Source organism: Hydrogenophilus thiooxidans (assembly GCF_019049855.1).
GTDB lineage: Bacteria > Pseudomonadota > Gammaproteobacteria > Burkholderiales > Rhodocyclaceae > Hydrogenophilus > Hydrogenophilus thiooxidans.
In genome coordinates this window covers 20,860-37,924 of sequence record NZ_JAHLSY010000013.1, presented here as the reverse complement: position 1 = coordinate 37,924, position 17,065 = coordinate 20,860, and the positions used below count along the sequence as shown (strand labels likewise).

Below are 17,065 nucleotides of genomic sequence, written 5' to 3'. Positions count from 1 at the left end.
GGGCCGTGCGCCTTGCAACCAAAGTCAGCGCCTTCTACCTTGCGGCAACCGCAGCGCTTGTGGTTGTCCTCACTGCGGTCACCCTGTTGGCCTTTCGCAGTTACTCGCTCACCTCGGCAACGGCGCATGCCCAAACGGCGGCGGAAATCGTCCGGGTCCACCTCACCGAAGCGATGCTACTTGGCACGATCGGTGAGCGGGCGCGCTTTCTCGAGCGCCTCCGCGACGTCCAGAACTTGCGCAATGTCTATGTGATGCGCTCTCATCTCGTCGATGAGCAATTCGGCAAAACCCGCAAGGGGGAGCGCGAACCCGATCCGGTCGAAGCGGCAGTGCTTCGTACCGGTGCCCCCCACTTCGAGATCGTCGAAACGCTCACCGAATCCTATTTTCGCGCCACCATCCCCTACATCGCCACGGCCCATGGCACCCCCAACTGCCTGCAATGCCATCAGGTTGCCGAAGGGTCGGTGTTGGGAGCGATCACGGTCACGATCGACCTCAACATCCTGCGCCAGCACGCAATCGTCACGGTGATGGCGATCGTGCTGGTCATTGCTCTTTTCGCGGTCTCGCTCCTGTGGCTGCTCAACCGCCTGTTGCGTCCTGTGACCCAGACCGCAGACGAGATCGCCGAGGTGGTCCATCAAGGGGTCGAGGGGCGATTCACGCAGCGAATCCATCCGAGAAGTAACGACGAAACGGGGCGAATCGCCCGCGAGGTCAATCGCCTCCTCGATGCGATCGATCGTGCTCTGACGCAGATCAACGAGCAGATCGCTCGGGTCGCCGGTTGGCGGCAACGTCACAACAACCAGTTGCAGGCAGGGGTTGATGCGGTGGCAACGCTAGCGGCGATCGCCCACTTCAAGCAGTCGATCGAAGAGGATCGCGAAGTTGCGGAAATCTACCGCCGCATCCTCTACTTGAGCCGCGAGCGGTTTGCCGTTCCCGAAACGACGCTGCTGGAACCCCACAACGGAGCGATCCGGGTCATTGGCGATGAGGGACAGCCGCTGACCCGCTGCTGCCCAGGCTGCGTCGCTGCGATCGCCGAATCCCCAGAGCTCTGCCGTGCCTATCGCACCGAACATCTGGTCGATGGGCTCTCCGACCCAACCGTGTGCTCCGCACAAGCGGTCACCCCTGAACGGCCCGATTGGGGCTATCTCTGCTTTCCCATCCGCTTTTCGGGAGCAGTTGGCGCGATTGTCCAGTGGCGTTTGCCGCGCGCAGCAGGGGAAACGGCGCTTGTGCGGGCTGAAGCGTTTGAGCGCTATCTCAAAGAGGCGGCTCCCGTTTTGGAATCGAAGCGGTTGATGGCGGAACTCAAAGAGAGCGCGCTGCGCGATCCCCTGACGGGGCTACGGAACCGCCGTTTCCTCGAAGAGTCGGTCGAACTCCTCATCGCCCGAACGCTTCGCGAGCAGCGCCACCTCACGACCATGATGATCGACATCGACTACTTCAAGCAGGTAAACGACACCTTCGGCCATGACGCTGGCGATGCGGTGATCCGCTTTGTGGCAAAACTCCTGCTTGAGTCGGTGCGCTCGAGCGATTGGGTGATCCGCTTCGGCGGTGAGGAGTTTTTGGTGATCCTCGTAGATACACCCGCCGACGCGGCGGTTGCGGTCGCCGATAAGATTCGTGGCAACCTCGAAGCAAGCGCAATTCCCCTTCCCGATGGAACGACGATTCAAAAGACGCTCTCGGTGGGAATCGCCGATTTTCCGAGCGACTCGGACGCCTTCTGGCGGGCGGTGAAATACGCCGACGTTGCGCTCTACCACGCCAAGGCAACCGGGCGCAACCGCGTCGTGCGCTTTACCCCCGAGCTGTGGCAGGAAAACGGGAAATATTGAGGCAGGGTTGCTTGCGCGCTGCGCAAACCGCGCGGGAAGCCCCCCCGCGCGAGCGGCTCCCACTATGCAACAGCAAGCGCCTCGGCCAGACGGGCTGGATCGCCGCCCCCCGCTTGCGCAAACTCCGGCTTACCCCCGCCACGGCCGCCGATGGTCGCGGCAACCCGCTTCACCCAATCGCCTGCCTTCACCTGCGCCACCGCCGCGCGGCCAACCGCCGCAACGAAGACGGCTTTGCCGTCGATCGCTGCAGCAAGGAGCACAGCCGCTTCAGGGCCCAGTCGGTCCCGCGCCGACTCCGCAAGCCGCTTCAACGCCTCGACCGAATCGACCTCGACCTGCGCAACCAACCGTTTCACGCCGTCGCGCACCTCCGACCGAGCAACGAGCGCTTCGGCATACGCCGCCGCAGCACGCTCCACCGCCCGTTCGCGCGCTTTTTCCGCGGCTTTGAGGGCCTCTTGGAGCGCCGTGATCCGCTCGGGCACTTCGTCCCGAGCCACCTTGAGCCGTTCGGCAGCAGCGCCGAGCGTCGCGTCGAGCTGTTGGACGTAGGCCAACGCGACTTCCCCAGCCACCGCTTCGATGCGCCGGATGCCCGATGCAATCGCCGTTTCCAACGTGATCTTCACCAGCCCGATATCGCCGGTACGCGCCACGTGGGTTCCGCCACAAAGCTCTTTGGAACTGCCGATCGACAGCACGCGCACCGTTTCGCCATACTTTTCCCCGAAGAGCATCATCGCGCCCGAGGCTTTCGCGGCCTCCAGCGGCATCACTTGAGCAGAAACGGGAGTGTTCGCGAGCACTTCGTCGAGGATACGGCGCTCGATCGTCGCGATCTCCTCGGCAGTGAGCGGTTTGGGGTGGGAAAAATCGAAACGCAACCGCTCCGGCGCGACTTCGGAGCCCTTCTGCTCGACATGAGGCCCCAGTACGTCACGCAGCGCTTTGTGTAAGAGGTGCGTGGCCGAATGGTGGCGGGCAGTTGCCGCGCGCGCAGCGTGATCAACCCGCGCCGTCACCCGGTCACCGACCCGGATCACACCGGTTGTGACCACGCCATGATGGCCATGGACGTCGGCCCGTATCTTCTGGGTATCTTCGACCGCGAAAAGCCCGTCGGTGGCGCGCAATAGCCCACGGTCGCCCACCTGGCCGCCCGATTCGGCGTAGAACGGCGTTGCCGCGAGCACCACGACACCACTCTCTCCCTCTTCGAGCGCCGCAACCGACGCGCCTTCACGGTAGAGCGCGACCACCTCGCTTTCGGTTTCCAGATGCTCGTACCCTTCGAAAGCGGTTGCTGGCCCGGCGTAGTCGATCGCTTCCAGGTTCACTTTGAACTTACCCGCTGCGCGCGCCATCGCCTTTTGCCGCGCCATCGCAGCGTCGAACCCCGCCGCATCGACGGTGAGGCCGCGTTCGCGCAGGACGTCAGCGGTGAGGTCCAGCGGAAAACCGTACGTATCGTGCAGCTTGAACGCCAATTCACCGTCGAGCATACGCTCACCCCGTGCTTCGAGCTCGGCGACTGCGGCTTCCAGCATCGCCATACCGTTGGCGATCGTCGCGAAGAAGCGCTCCTCTTCGGCCTGCAACGTGGCTTCGACCAACTGCTGGCGCGCCGCGATTTCCGGGTAGGCCTCGCCCATTTCGGCGACGACGGACGCAACCAGTTTCCAGAAGAATGGGGCCCGCACGCCCAGTTTCCACCCGTGGCGGATCGCGCGACGGATGATGCGGCGCAGCACATAACCGCGCCCTTCGTTACCGGGAATCACACCGTCGGCGATGAGAAAGGTTGCCGCACGGATGTGGTCGGCCAACACCTTGAGGCTTGGACTATCTCGGTCGGCACAGCCCGTCACCTCTTGCGCCGCTGCGATCAGCGTTTGAAAGAGATCGATCTCATAGTTGGAATGGACCCCTTGCAAGACCGCGGCGATGCGTTCCAGCCCCATGCCGGTATCGACGCTCGGCTTGGGCAACGGGTGCATCTCCCCTTTTTCGTCGCGGTTGTACTGCATGAAGACGAGGTTCCAGATCTCGATATAGCGATCCCCGTCTTCATCGGGCGATCCCGGCGGTCCGCCCGGGATTTCCGGGCCATGGTCATAGAAAATCTCGGTGCATGGTCCACACGGGCCGGTGTCCCCCATCATCCAGAAATTGTCCGAAGCGTACCGCGCCCCTTTGTTGTCGCCGATGCGCACCACGCGTTCTGCGGGAACCCCTACCGACTCGGTCCAAATGCGGTAGGCTTCGTCGTCCTCGGCATAGACCGTCACCCAGAGCCGTTCGGCAGGAATCGCGAAAACTCGGGTCACCAACTCCCACGCGTAATGGATCGCCTCGTGCTTGAAGTAATCCCCGAAGCTGAAGTTGCCCAACATTTCGAAGAAAGTGTGGTGCCGCGCCGTATAGCCGACGTTTTCCAGGTCGTTGTGCTTGCCGCCGGCGCGCACGCACTTTTGCGCGGTAGTCGCCCGCTTGTAGGGACGTTCGTCAAACCCCAAGAAAACATCCTTGAACTGATTCATCCCCGCGTTGGTAAACAGCAACGTGGGGTCACCGTGCGGGACGAGGGAACTCGAGGGAACGACCTCGTGCTCTTTGCTGCGGAAAAACTCGAGAAACGCTTGACGAATCGCTGCGGTTTTCATCGTGGTTCCGAAAAAATGACCTAAATATCGATTTTATCACTCCGGTTGCTGCATCCTCGCGACAAACGCAGCGTCGCTTGCGCGCGCGCCCCAACCGAAAGCGCCCACCACCGCATGAGCGCCAAACCCGAACAACACCCCGAACACACCACAAGCCACCGGGTCGATTCCCCAAATTCGGGTGTCGCCGGCAAAGCCAAAGACCGGATGGTTGAGGACGTAATAGAGGACGCTCACCGCAAAGCCGCCAACCATCGCCACCACGGCCCCGACACGGGTTGCCCGCCGCCAAAAGATTCCGAGCAAAACCGTGGGAAAAAGGGTTGCTGCAGCCAGAGAAAACGACAGACCCACCAACAGCAGAATGGTATCGAGCCTGAGTGCCGCAACCCATGCCGCGAAAACGGCCGTGAGCAACAGCAAGGTTTTATTCACCAATAAGCGGCGATGGGTGCTCGACTGCGCTTTCATCAAACGCTTGTAATAGATATCGTGCCCCAACGCGTTGGAAATGGTGAGCAGTAACCCATCGGCGGTCGAGAGCGCGGAGGCCAGCGCGCCTGCCGCGACCAACCCCGCGATGGTATAGGGCAACGCGCTCAATTCGGGCAGCGCCAACACCACCGCATCGGGACTCAACCGCAATTCGGCACTTTGGATCAAACCGTCGCCATTGCGGTCGGTGAAGGTTGCCAACCCCAGATTGGTCCAATTCGCCAACCAATGGCTCGCCGCTTCGATCGACGTCCCGAACCACTGCCCCAATTCCACACGGGCAAAGAGCGCGTAGAGTGGCGCACACAGGTAGAGGATCGCCACGAAAAAGAGCGTCCATGCCGTTGAGGTGCGCGCCTCTTCGACCGTGCTCGTCGTGTAGTAGCGCATCAAGATGTGCGGCAACGCAGCCGTTCCCACCATCAAAACGAACATCAGCGCCAAGAAATTGCGCCGCTTCTCGTCTTTTTCCGCTTCGCTTTGGCCGCTCCACGCGGCGAAAAAGGGGCGAAGCGGCAGCGCCGCCCGCTCCGCGTCCGCTAAGCGCGCGATCCAAAACGCACGCGCACTGTCTGCGCCTTTCGTGAGCGCGCGCAACTCGTCCTCCATCGCACGCAAAGATTCAGGGCGCTCTCCTGCTTCGCGCGCAATCTGCCACCGCTCCCACAAACGCAATCGCTCCGGTTCGACCGACTGCGGCCAAGCAGCCAACAACTGGCGGTAATGGTCGGCCTCTGCCTGGAATTGCGCCCGCACCGCGATCTCTGCGGGATCGAAGGTCACCCGCTCTTCGATCGCCCGTTCGGCCTGTGCCAATTGGGGCATCGCCAAATGGGGAATGGGGAGGTCGAACCGCTGCTGCGAAAGTACCACGAGCGGCGCAACGTACGCGACGATCAGGATCAAGTACTGGGAGACTTGCGTCCACGTCACACCCCGCATCCCACCCAGAAACGAACAGACCAAAATACCAGCCAAGCCGATGAAGAGCCCGATTTCGAACGGCACGCTAGCAAAACGGCTTGCGACCAGACCGACCGCGTAGATTTGCGCGACCAGATAGACAAACGAAGCCAACACCACCGCGCAAACAGCCAACCACTCCGCAGTGGGTCCGTAGCGTTCACCGACGAGCTCGGGGACGGTGAATTGCCCGAATTTGCGTAAATAAGGTCCGAAAAAGAGCGCCACCAGCACGAACCCACCGGTCCAGCCGGTGAGGTAGGCCAACCCTTCGAACCCCTGGTGGTAGATCGCCCCCGCCAGCCCGATGAACGACGCTGCACTCATCCAGTCAGCTGCGGTAGCCATCCCGTTGGCGATGCCGGGGATGCGGCGCCCAGCGACGTAGTACTCGACCACGTCCTGGGTGCGCATCGCCACACCAATCCCGGCATAAAGCGCGATCGTCGCCACCAGAAAGCACAACCCGATCACGCGCGGCGCCACACCCCACTTTTCTACCAGCCACGCGGCACAGAGAAAGAAGGCGATACCAATCGCCAAACTCACGAAAAACCGGGCGGTGCGTGGCAACAGCATCACAACCCACCGTCAGTAACGCAATTTCGCGAGATAGGTCTGCTGCGCCGCTTCTCGCGCGGCTTTGAGGGTCCGCACCCCCCGCTCCTCGAGCAATGGGATCATCTTCACAAACGCCTCGGCGGTGACGATCGCATCCCCCAACGCGGTATGGCGCCCGAGGATCCGAATCCCAAACCGTTCCGCCAACGCCTCCAAGCGGTTCGAATCTTGGTTAGGGAAGAGGAAATAGGCAAGCAGCAGCGTGTCGAGCACGGGTTGATCGAAACGAATCCCCAGTTTTGCCTCTTTCAGTTCCAGGAAGCGCATGTCGAACGCCGCATTGTGCGCGACCAACACGGTCCCTTCTGCATAGCGGTGAAAAAGCGGAAGCACCACCTCGGCAGTCGGCTGCCCGACCAGCATTTCGGGTTGGATCCCATGAATCGCGATCGACTCTTTCGCAAGCGGTCGCTGCGGGTCGATCAGTTGCTCGAACGCCTCTTCACGCAACACCCGCCCATTGACGATCCGCACCGCACCGATCTGGATGATCTCGTCCCCCTCAGAGGGCCGAAGTCCCGTGGTTTCGGTATCGAAAACCGTATACGCGAGCTCGGAAAGGCGGCGGTTGTCAAGGTCTCCGACATGCGCGCCCCACGCAAACAGGTCGAAATCGAAAAAGAGCGGCCGTTCGGTTTCTCTTTCCTGCCCCGCTGGCGTCACAGACGTTTGCTGTTCCCCCACCGATCCGTGTGGTTTGGGCGCAACGGCCTCTTCGGCGATCGCCAAGCGGAGAAACGCTTCGTGCCGCGCCTTGACGCGATCGAACCACATCGCCGCACCGTGCCGTTCCAACACCTCACGGACCGTAAACGGATACCGTTCGCCGCGTACGACGACCGGCTCCAGCTCCCAGCTGGAAACGATCTCGGAACTCAACGCCCCACCGTGCCAGACCAGGTCCCAATGAATCCACCCTTTGCCATCTGGCCGAACCCGAAAACGGATCGGGTCGGCGTCGTAATCGTCGCACAGCCGCTCAACCAGTGCCGCGACCATCCGCAGCCAAGAAAAAGCATCGGCTGCAACCCAATGATCGGCCACTGCGTCACATTCCAGCCGGACCGTAACTGAGAGGCGCTCGGAAACGAATCGCTCCGCAAGCGCCACCAGCTCACTCACCGCAATCGGTTCCCTTGGCCAACGGGTCGCCAGTGTCTCACGCACCTCGTTCACCGCGCGATCGAGACGCGTGCGCATCACGGTGAGCTCCCGCGCGATCACGTCACGGAAGCGTGCACCCAACTCGGGACTCAAATCGGGCTGCCCGAGCATCTCTACGGCCATCTGCACGTTTGCCAACGACGCTCGGTTCCCTTCGGTCATCTCGAAAAGCACCTGACTGCGCTGAGCTTCCCGTTCGAGCATTTCGGTCACGTCATCGATCACCAACACGAACCCGCTCAGCGTCGTCTCACCGCTTGCGGTAACCGGCGCCACACGGACCCGTGCCACCCGCCCCGTAGGAGCGACGATCACGAATCGAGCGCGCGGCGCCGTGTCGCCCGCTTGCAGGCGCGCGTTTACGGTGTCGAGCGCGTGCCCCAATACCGCAGGATCGATCCACGTGAACACCGTCCGCCCCAAACCCAATGCACTCGTTGCGGCAACGGCGGTTTGTTCGCCGACGAACGCTGCGACGAGCTGCCGCGCCGCTTCGTTATAGAGCAACACGCGCCCGTCGGGGTTGCAGACGACCACCGCTTCGTCGAGCTGCGCCATCAACGCCGCCAGACGATTGCGTTCCGCGACCGCACTGCGCTTCGCTTCGTCGATGCGCGCTTGCACCTCGGCCGCTGCGGCCTCTTTCGCTTCGGCCAAACGGTTTGCCGCTTCGGCAACCCGGCGCACCTCTGGCGGACCAAAACTCGGGATACGAAAACCGCTCGGAGCCGTGCGCATCACGTCGAGCTGTTCGGCCATCGCCGCCAACCCCTGGACATAGACGCGATAGAGGCGGTGGAGCGCCACCCCGGCGAGCACCAGACTCAAAACGGTGACCGCAGTCCCGATCGGCAACCAATGGGGCGCGATCATCCGCAAGAGGTTGCGCTGGACTTCGTCCATATCCAACCAGACGAAAAAGAGCGTCACGGAAAAAGGGATCGTCACCAACGCCGCAACCACGGCGTAAGTCAGCCAAAATCGTGCGCGGGCACCGATTGCCATCACGCGGCCTCCTGACCAAGATGCCGCGCGATGCGTTGCAGCAGCTCGTCGGTGGAAAAGGGTTTGACGACATAGTCGTCTGCCCCTACCGCGAGCCCTTTCGTGCGCTCGACATCGCGCCCTTTCGCGGTGAGCATGACGATCTTGGGTTGCGGTGTGAGGTCATTCATCTCACGCACGCTCTGACATACCTCGAAACCGTCTTTTCCGGGCATCATGATATCGAGCAGCACCAAGTCAGGCCGCCACGCCGCGATTCGTTCGAGCGCCTCGACGCCGTCGCGAGCCACGGCCACCTCATACCCTGCCCGTTTGAGCAGGAACTCCAACGCGAGTGAAATCGCCTCCTCGTCATCCACCACCAAGATCTTGTGGCTCATCTTCCCTCTCCCGATTTTCTTGTGAAACCGTTCCCCGTGGCAGAGTCACCACGAACCGAGCCCCTCCCAACGGACTCTCGTCGACTGCGATCGCCCCCCCCATGTGCTCGGCAATCCGTTTGGCGATCGCCAACCCCAGCCCTGTTCCCGTGCTGTGTGCGCGGGTCTTCGACGCGCGGTGAAAGCGTTCGAAGATTGCCTGCCGTTCTTCGGGTGGCACACCCGGCCCATTGTCCTCGACGATAAGCCGCCAGGTTTGTGCGTCGGGTTGTAACGTCACCGCCACTTTCCCGTGGGGCGCCTTCATGAATTGTACGGCGTTCCCCACGAGATTTAGCAAAAGCTGAACCAGCCGATCGCGGTCACCGAAACAGATCGCTTCCTCTTGTGGCACCACGACACCCAATTCCCCCCCACGCTCGCGCACCACCGGACGCATCGTCTCCGCAACCTCGTGCACCACCGTGCGCAAATCGACCGCCTCATGGCGCCATTCGGCATGCCCGGAATCGAGCTTCGCCAGATCGAGTACTTGATTGACCAACCGCGTGAGCCGCTCACTTTCACGAACCATCGTTTGGTAAAACTTCCGCCGCGTCTCTCGGTCGATATCCGGGTCCGCCGCCAACAGCTCGGCATAGGCGCGCACCGCGGCGAGCGGTGTGCGTAGTTCGTGGCTCACCGATGCGATGAACTCGTCCTTCATCCGATCGAGCTCGCGCAACCGCTCGTTCGCCTCGCGCACCGCACGCGCCTCGTCGACCAGCGCCATCACCTCGTCCCACGCCGGCGCACGTTCCCCCAGCACACCTTCCAGCACCAACCGCGCCGCTACCCCACCGATCGCCCCGGAGAGCAACCGTTCGGCAAATGCCACGAACGCCTCGTCGACCACGAGCGGGGCGTCCGCTGCCAACCCACGTTCGGCACGAAACGCGCGTAACGCCTCAATCAGTCGCTCCGCAGAGACGAAACGCGCCAGCACCTCCAGCACGGCGCTGCTTTGCGTCTTCGCCCGCCAATGGCTGCGCACCGGAGCCACAGAGGCATCGGCAATCGTCGCCGCTCCTTTCCGCGATGCCCGGAACAACTGATCGGCGACGAAACGGCGCGCGATAGCCCGCGTTGCGCCATCGGGAGGGCGGAGCACGGAAACGGCGATCAGCACGACTCCGTTCGCCAACACACTCCAGACCAAGCTCGCTGTGACTGGCGCCATCCCCTCGACCCCAAACAGCGCTTCCGGGCGCAACCACGCGATACCGGCAGGGCCAACGGTCAGCCACGCTTCCGGAAACCAACCGCTGCGAATGAGAAGCGGCAAAAGCGCCGTGTAGCCCCACACCACCAACCCGACGAACAACCCCGCCGCGACCCCAACCGCAGACGCGCCTGGCCAGAGAAACGCCGCGACGACCGCCGGGGCGAGCTGCGCCACACCCAGGAAACTGACCAAACCGATCGCGATCAGCGCGTGCGACTCCCCGGCCAAGAGAAAAAAGAGGTAACCGGCTGCGATCACCGCGACGATCACCGCGCGCCGCACCCACAAGAGATGCCCGGCTGCAAGCGTTTTCCCGCGACGAAGCCACCAAGGCGCCACCCAATCGTTCGAAATCATCGTCGCCAACGCCACGCTTTCCACGATCACCATACTGGTCGCGGCCGAAATCCCCCCCAAGAAAACCACCACCGCCAACCAGTGCTCATGCAGCGCCAGGGGGACGGTCAAGACGAAACCGTCGGAAGTCACCCCATCGGGTAGCAACACTTTACCGAGGAGCGCCACCGGCACCACGAAGAGGTTGAGTGCCCAGAGGTAGAGCGGAAACTGCCATGACGCACGGGTCAAATGTTCGGCACGGACGTTCTCGACCACCAACACCTGAAACTGCCGCGGCAACAAGACAAACGCCACCCCGGCCAAAACGGTCAGCGCCAACCAGTCGCCGTACCCCATCGCGGCAACCGCGTCGATTTTGGGGACCGCTTGCCACGCCTCCCACCAAGCGGCGCGAAGTGCGCCCTCTGCGTCGCCCAGCAAGACGGCACCGATCACCACCCCAAGCAGCAGAAACGCACCGAGTTTCACCGCCGACTCGAACGCCACCGCGGCCACCAACCCTTCGTGCCGCTCGGTGACGTCCAATCGCCGTGTCCCGAAAAGGGCGGCAAAAAGCGCCAACACCACCACCAACCAGAACGTTCGCGCCGCCTCACCGCCTGCTCCGCCCGAAACGATCTCGAACGCCAGCGCGATCGCCTTCAACTGCAATGCGACATAGGGAATCGAAACCACGACGAGCGCCAGCGCCACCCACCGCCCCAAAAGGGCGCGATGGCCGAAACGGGTGCTCAAAAGATCCGACAGTGACGTGAGCCGCAACGATTTGGCAACGCGCAACATCGGAACGAGCACCAGAGGAGCAGCCAGCATCACGAGGGTCGGTCCGAAGTAGATCGGCAAGAACCACAGCCCCCGCTCCGCCGCAACGCCGACGCTGCCAAAGAAGGTCCAAGCGGTGCAATAGACGCCGATCGAAAGCGAATAGACCCAGGAGCGATCGATCACGGAACGGTGCTGCGCCGCGCGGCGGTCGGCCCAAAAGGCCACGGCAAACAGCAACAGGAGATAGCCAAACGCCGCCGCTGCCGCAACGCCCGGTGCCACCAGCCCCAAACCGCGCGTCGCTTCAGCCATCGCGCCCTGTCCCCGCCGCGAACACGATCGCAACCAACCAAGCGGTGAACACCCAGACGAGTTGCGCACTACCGCTTTCGGGAATCGCCAGCAACGGGTAACTCACCGCCCATAACAACCCCAACGCCAGTGCCACTGCTCGCCCCATCGCACGCACCCCTCAGCGCACGCTACGCCCCCGCTCTCTCTGTTCGGCGCGGATCGCCTCGCGCATGCGGTTCGCCCGCGCCTGCACCTCAGCCACCCAGATATCGTCTTCCCGTCGCGCCAACCGCGCCTTTTCGAATTGATCGAGCGCCGCCTGCCATCGCTCGTCGAGCGCGAACCGCTCCCCTTGCGCCCGATGCTGCCACGCCTGATCCCCACGCGCCGCAGCCACTTCACCCAGTAAGCGCCACGCCAAATCGCGCTTCGGATAGCGCTCGACTCCTTCACGCGCCTGCTGCCACGCCCATTCCCGCTCTCCTGCTGGGATCGCAGTACGCACCGCAGCAGCACGCAGCGCCAGCGATTCGGGCTGCGCCGACAGCGCCCGCCGCAAAACGGCGAGCGCCTCCGCCAAATTGCCCAGAGCACGCCAGGCTTCCGCCTCCCAGAGCGCACGCCACCGCCCCTCGGGCCACTGTTGGACAAAGCGAACGAGCCACTCCTTAGCCGCAGCCCGCTCCCCGGCCCGCAGTGCCGCGCGCACGCGCCACACCTGCCCGACCGGATCTTGCGCCGCCGCACGCGCCTGAGCGAGCGCCTCTCCCGCCGTTCCCCGTTCGGCCAACACGGTGCCGCGAACGAACGCGAACCCCCACGGATCGAGCGCCTCTTTGCCCGCCGAACCGAAACGGGCGCGAAATTCACCGCTCTGAATACGGTTGTCGAGGTCGGCAATGCGTTCGATCGTCAAGGGATGGGTGCGCAGATAGGGGGGAAAACCGGTTTCACCTAAGCGGGTGGCGTTGAGCAACCGCCCAAAGAAACGCACCGCCCCTTCGGGCGCAAAACCGGCGCGGGCCAAGAGTTCCAACCCCACTCGGTCGGCATCGCGTTCGAACGCGCGCGAAAAGGCCAATTGCTGCTGCGCCGCTGCAGCCGAGCCCGCTGCTGCGGCCGCCTCTGGCAACTGTCCGGTACCGGAACGCGCCACGAGCGCCGCGATGAGGAGCGAACCCAACACCCAAAGCGACGCCCCTTTCTGCTGTTCCAGCATCTGCGCGATGTGGTGCTGCGCCACGTGGGCCACTTCGTGCGCCGCTACCGCGGCCAGTTCCGCTTCGCTTTCGGTTGCCGCGATCAACCCGGCATGAAAGCCCAAATACCCCCCCGGGAGCGCAAACGCATTGATGGTCCAATCTTTGAGCAGAAACGCGGTGAAAACCGGGACATCGAGCCGTCCCGTGAGACCGGCGGCAAGCTGCTGCGTCAAACCGGTGAGGTATTCGGCCAGCGCAGGATCGTCCCAATAGCTGGGATCGCGTTCGCGGATTTCGCGCATCGCCGCACGCCCCACCGCCGCCTCTTCCTGCGCCGAAAAGACCGTAGCGCTCGAACCACTCAAGTCGGGCAATTGAAACGCTCCGGCTACCCCCGACACCGCCAGTCCCAGAAACCCCACGAAGCGGCGGCGCATCGATCGATGATGCGACGGGTGGCTGTGCGCCGCAACGCCCCGCTCCGGTTCGCCATACCGCATGTGCGCCATCGCGCCTACCTCAAATCCTGCTTTTTCACTATGATACGCTTTTCAGCGCAAGGACGAGGCACGGCAATGAACGATCTCACCCACTTCAACGCGCAGGGTGAAGCGCACATGGTCAATGTGGCCGCGAAACGGGAAACCCATCGCGTCGCGGTCGCAAGCGGTCGCATTCGCATGGCGCCCGCCACTTTCGACCGCATCCTGGCAGGCGACGCCAAAAAAGGGGACGTGCTGGGCGTGGCGCGCGTTGCCGGCATCATGGCGGCGAAGCGAACCGGGGAACTGATTCCCCTCTGCCATCCGTTGCCGCTGACCCATGTGGCGATCGACTTCATCCCGGAACCCCCCAACACGATTCACTGTACAGCACGGGCAGAGACCGTCGGACGTACCGGCGTCGAAATGGAAGCACTCACTGCCGCAAGCGTTGCGCTCCTCACCATCTACGACATGGTGAAAGCGATCGACCGCGGCATGACGATCGAAGCGGTGCAACTCGAAGAGAAACACGGCGGAAAATCGGGCTCGTGGCAACGCGCATCCGCGGCGCACCCCTGACGCACACGTATCCGCGCGAAAAGCCCACTACACGCGGCGCGTCACGGCGCTGGCCGCAATGGATGCACCCCGTGCACCTCGAACCCGCGCGCAATCGCCTCGCGTGCCTCCCAGAGCCAGCGCGCGGCGCGCCCAACAGGATCCTGCACGCCATTCTTCCACGCGGTTTCCCGAACCAGAATCGCGTAGGGATTGTCGAGCAAAGGGTCGGATGCGATCACCACTTCGAGATTGGGTAGCCGCCCCTGCAGCGCCAACCACGTCCCCTCGTCGACAAGCGTATAGGCGGCCATTTCGTTCGCGATCACGAGCGTCGGCCCCATGCCCTGTCCCACGGAGCGGTAACGCGTCCCCAACCGTGCGCGTGGGTCGATCTGAGCTGCCGCCCACAACGTGCGTTCGCGCGCATGGGTTCCGCTCTGATCCCCACGGGAGACGAAAAGCGCTGCGTCGGTTTCCGCAATGCGAACGAACGCGTCGGTCACCGGGCGCCCTTCCACGTCCGCCGGATCGGCTTTGGGACCAACCAACAGGAACCGTCCAATCAGCCAAGGCTTTCGGAGCCAACCAGGGTGCTGCGCCAAAAATGCGGCTTCTGCTTCGGGGTCGTGCGTGATGCCGAAGTCGGCGTCCCCTCGCCCCAACACCGCAAGCGCCTTCCCGGTACCCAAAGCCAACACCTGCAAAACCACCTGTGCCTCGCGACGCAACTGCGGTGCCAGCCACGCCAACAACCCCGAATGATCGACCGAAGTGGTCGTCGCGAGCCGAACGGCATCGACCTGCGCTTCCTGGCCCCAGCTTCGCGACACCATCCCCATGGTCAAAGCTGCGGCCAACCACCGGCGTCTGCTCCAAGTAACCATGATCTCCTCCATAACTCATCACCTTTCCCATAGACCAGATAAAACCAAAATCACCACCAAGACACCTCATTCCGGCAACCGAAACCACCACGGCGTTTCGCTGCGAATGAAGCGGCGTGCCGCCACGCTCTTCGGCGCGGCGAAAAACTGCCGGGTTGGCGTCTGTTCCGCGATCTCTCCGTCGGCCAAAAACACCACCTCGTCGCTCAACCGCGCCGCCTGCGCCAGATGGTGGGTGGTCATCACGATGCGAATCCCGCTGCTGCGCATCTCTTGGATCAGTCGCTCAACCGCCGCTGTTGCCCCCGGGTCGAGATTCGCCGTCGGTTCGTCCAGCAAGAGCAACTCGGGTTGTGCCAACCACGCCCGTGCCAGCGCCAACCGCTGCCGCTCGCCACCCGACAACCGCAGCGCGGGCTCGTTAGCGCGTTCGGCCAATCCCACCCGTTCGAGCACCGCCGCGATGCGTTTCCGCTTTGCCGACCAGCGCCCCGGCAACGGCAGCGCCGCGAACCAGAGGTTCGTTGCCACCGACGCGCGCAAGAATTGCGGCTGCTGCGCCACCCATCGGATCGCCGCCGGCGGCGTTGTCGCGCCGCCCCAGGTCACCGTTCCGCCAGCTGGGCGCATGAGTCCGGCCACCAACCGTAACAGTGAACTCTTGCCGGCACCATTTTCCCCCAGGATCGCGGTGATCCCGTCACCGGCAATGCGCCAGGTGAGGTTGCGCAACACGGGTTGCGCCTCGCTGGGCCAGGAGACCCCCTGTACATCGACTGGGAGTACCGCCACCCTCACCCCTCGGCGCGCCGCCGTGCCAGCGCCTCCAGACCACTGGCTACCAGGTGAATCGTCGCGACGATCCCTACCAGCACGATGCCCAACGCCAACGCCAACGTCAAATCCCCCTTCGCCGTCTCCAACGCGATCGCGGTGGTCATCACCCGCGTCATTCCCTCGATATTGCCGCCGACGATCATCACCGCCCCCACTTCGCTCGCCGCGCGGGCAAAACCGGAAAAGAGGGCCAAGAGCAACGAAAAGCGGCAGTCGTAGATCAGCGCGAAGAGCCGCTCGGCAAACCCCAACCGCATCATCGTGAGCTCTTCCGCCAACCGCTCGCGCGCCCCCTCTACCACCTGGCGGGTAATCGCCGCAACGAGCGGCGCGACCAACAGGGTTTGCGCCACCACCATACCCGCTGGATCATAAAGCCATCCCAAGAACCCCAGCGGGCCAGCGCGGGAAAGCAACAAAAAGACCACCACGCCGACAACGACAGAGGGCACCCCCAAAAGGCTTTGCAGCAACGCAACCACCAACCCACGCCCGCGAAATTGGGTCGCCCCGAGTACCGCGCCGAGCGGCAACCCGAGCAGCGCGCCAAAAAAGAGCGCCGAGCCGCTTACTTCGAGCGAAAGCCGGACGATCGACGCAAGCGTCTCATCCCAGCGCACGACCAATGTGAGTGCTTGCGACAACGCCTCGAGCGCGTGATTCATGCGCGGCTGCGCCCCTTACCCTCCGCCGCGCCGCATGCGCGCATCCAGCGTTGCCAGCAATTGCTGCGCGGCAGCGAACACCTCTTGCGCGGCGAACACGGTGACCCGAAGTCGGGGGAGCGACAACGCGCCCAGCTGCAACGGGGACACCACCTGCCACTGCCAGCGAAGCGACCCGACCCAGGCAACTTGGGACATCCTATCGACCTCGATATTGGGTGCCGCAGTGCGAAGCGCGCGCAACCACTCAGCCTCGCTTGCGGTCACCTCTCGTTCCTGAAGCGGAACCCAGACGGTCCCATGCTGCTCGGGCATGCCGCGCCCTACCCGCCCGCCACCGGCGGCCAGACCGCGATCTCGTCGCCATCGGCCAGCCGCGTCGTGGCCCGCTCTTCCGGAGCCAGATAGACGCCGTTTCGCAATACCAATTTGGCCTGTTCGGCAGGCACTGCAAAGCGGTCGAGCAACTGCGCCACCGTCGCATCCGGGGCCACCTCGACGACGACACGGTTGCCGACTCGCTCTGCCGCCGGCAAATAATCGGAGAGTGAGGCGAAGAGCTTCAACGTCACCTGGGTCACACTGTCTC

Annotated in this window: 14 protein-coding genes; 2 read left to right on the top strand and 12 right to left on the bottom strand. The window is 63.4% G+C overall.

Features of this window, described 5'->3' with window-relative positions; genetic code table 11:
- The first annotated feature begins 5 nt into the window (after nt 1-5).
- Entirely contained in the window at nt 6-1,865 is a 1,860-nt protein-coding gene (locus tag KUL93_RS07605; protein WP_217126471.1) for a GGDEF domain-containing protein, read from the top strand.
- A gap of 62 nt (nt 1,866-1,927) precedes the next feature.
- Here the strand turns inward: KUL93_RS07605 and alaS are convergent, their stop codons facing one another.
- Genes alaS through KUL93_RS07570 form a run of 7 tightly spaced genes read right to left on the bottom strand, consistent with a single transcriptional unit; the run spans nt 1,928 to nt 13,553 of the window.
- The gene (gene alaS, locus KUL93_RS07600) at nt 1,928-4,531 is read right to left on the bottom strand and encodes an alanine--tRNA ligase (protein WP_217126470.1); all 2,604 of its coding nucleotides are present in this window, start codon (nt 4,529-4,531) and stop codon (nt 1,928-1,930) included.
- Nucleotides 4,532-4,567: 36 nt separating this feature from the next.
- The gene (locus KUL93_RS07595) at nt 4,568-6,568 is read right to left on the bottom strand and encodes a VC_2705 family sodium/solute symporter (protein ID WP_217126469.1); all 2,001 of its coding nucleotides are present in this window, start codon (nt 6,566-6,568) and stop codon (nt 4,568-4,570) included.
- A 12-nt stretch (nt 6,569-6,580) separates the two neighbouring features.
- The gene (locus KUL93_RS07590) at nt 6,581-8,779 is read right to left on the bottom strand and encodes a 3'-5' exonuclease (RefSeq protein WP_217126468.1); all 2,199 of its coding nucleotides are present in this window, start codon (nt 8,777-8,779) and stop codon (nt 6,581-6,583) included.
- Entirely contained in the window at nt 8,779-9,159 is a 381-nt protein-coding gene (locus tag KUL93_RS07585; protein WP_217126467.1) for a response regulator transcription factor, read from the bottom strand. The genes KUL93_RS07590 and KUL93_RS07585 overlap by 1 nt, the downstream gene beginning before the upstream one ends.
- The gene (locus KUL93_RS07580; protein ID WP_217126466.1) at nt 9,131-11,860 is read right to left on the bottom strand and encodes a sensor histidine kinase; all 2,730 of its coding nucleotides are present in this window, start codon (nt 11,858-11,860) and stop codon (nt 9,131-9,133) included. The genes KUL93_RS07585 and KUL93_RS07580 overlap by 29 nt, the downstream gene beginning before the upstream one ends.
- The gene (locus KUL93_RS07575; protein ID WP_170141305.1) at nt 11,853-12,008 is read right to left on the bottom strand and encodes a hypothetical protein; all 156 of its coding nucleotides are present in this window, start codon (nt 12,006-12,008) and stop codon (nt 11,853-11,855) included. The genes KUL93_RS07580 and KUL93_RS07575 overlap by 8 nt, the downstream gene beginning before the upstream one ends.
- A gap of 12 nt (nt 12,009-12,020) precedes the next feature.
- Nucleotides 12,021-13,553 (bottom strand): M48 family metalloprotease, encoded by a 1,533-nt coding sequence (locus KUL93_RS07570; protein WP_217126465.1) that lies wholly within the window; start codon nt 13,551-13,553, stop codon nt 12,021-12,023.
- Nucleotides 13,554-13,619: 66 nt separating this feature from the next.
- Here KUL93_RS07570 and moaC point away from each other — a divergent pair, with 66 nt between their 5' ends.
- Nucleotides 13,620-14,108, top strand: coding sequence for a cyclic pyranopterin monophosphate synthase MoaC (gene moaC, locus KUL93_RS07565; RefSeq protein ID WP_217126464.1), 489 nt, complete (start codon nt 13,620-13,622; stop codon nt 14,106-14,108).
- Nucleotides 14,109-14,149: 41 nt separating this feature from the next.
- Here the strand turns inward: moaC and KUL93_RS07560 are convergent, their stop codons facing one another.
- The 5 genes from KUL93_RS07560 to KUL93_RS07540 all read right to left on the bottom strand — a co-directional run bounded on the left by KUL93_RS07560 (nt 14,150) and on the right by KUL93_RS07540 (nt 17,057).
- The gene (locus tag KUL93_RS07560; protein WP_217126463.1) at nt 14,150-14,974 is read right to left on the bottom strand and encodes an ABC transporter substrate-binding protein; all 825 of its coding nucleotides are present in this window, start codon (nt 14,972-14,974) and stop codon (nt 14,150-14,152) included.
- 66 nt (nt 14,975-15,040) lie between these two features.
- A complete protein-coding gene (locus tag KUL93_RS07555) occupies nt 15,041-15,766 on the bottom strand; it encodes an ATP-binding cassette domain-containing protein (protein WP_217126462.1) in 726 nt (241 codons plus the stop codon).
- Between the two features lie 2 nt (nt 15,767-15,768).
- Nucleotides 15,769-16,476, bottom strand: coding sequence for an ABC transporter permease (locus KUL93_RS07550; RefSeq protein WP_217126461.1), 708 nt, complete (start codon nt 16,474-16,476; stop codon nt 15,769-15,771).
- Between the two features lie 15 nt (nt 16,477-16,491).
- On the bottom strand, nt 16,492-16,743 hold the full coding sequence (locus KUL93_RS07545; protein WP_217126460.1) for a hypothetical protein: 252 nt from the start codon (nt 16,741-16,743) through the stop codon (nt 16,492-16,494).
- Nucleotides 16,744-16,799: 56 nt separating this feature from the next.
- Nucleotides 16,800-17,057 carry a MoaD/ThiS family protein gene (locus KUL93_RS07540; RefSeq protein ID WP_119335444.1) on the bottom strand — a complete coding sequence of 86 codons (258 nt, stop codon included), beginning with the start codon at nt 17,055-17,057 and terminating at the stop codon, nt 16,800-16,802.
- Between the last annotated feature and the right edge of the window lie 8 nt (nt 17,058-17,065).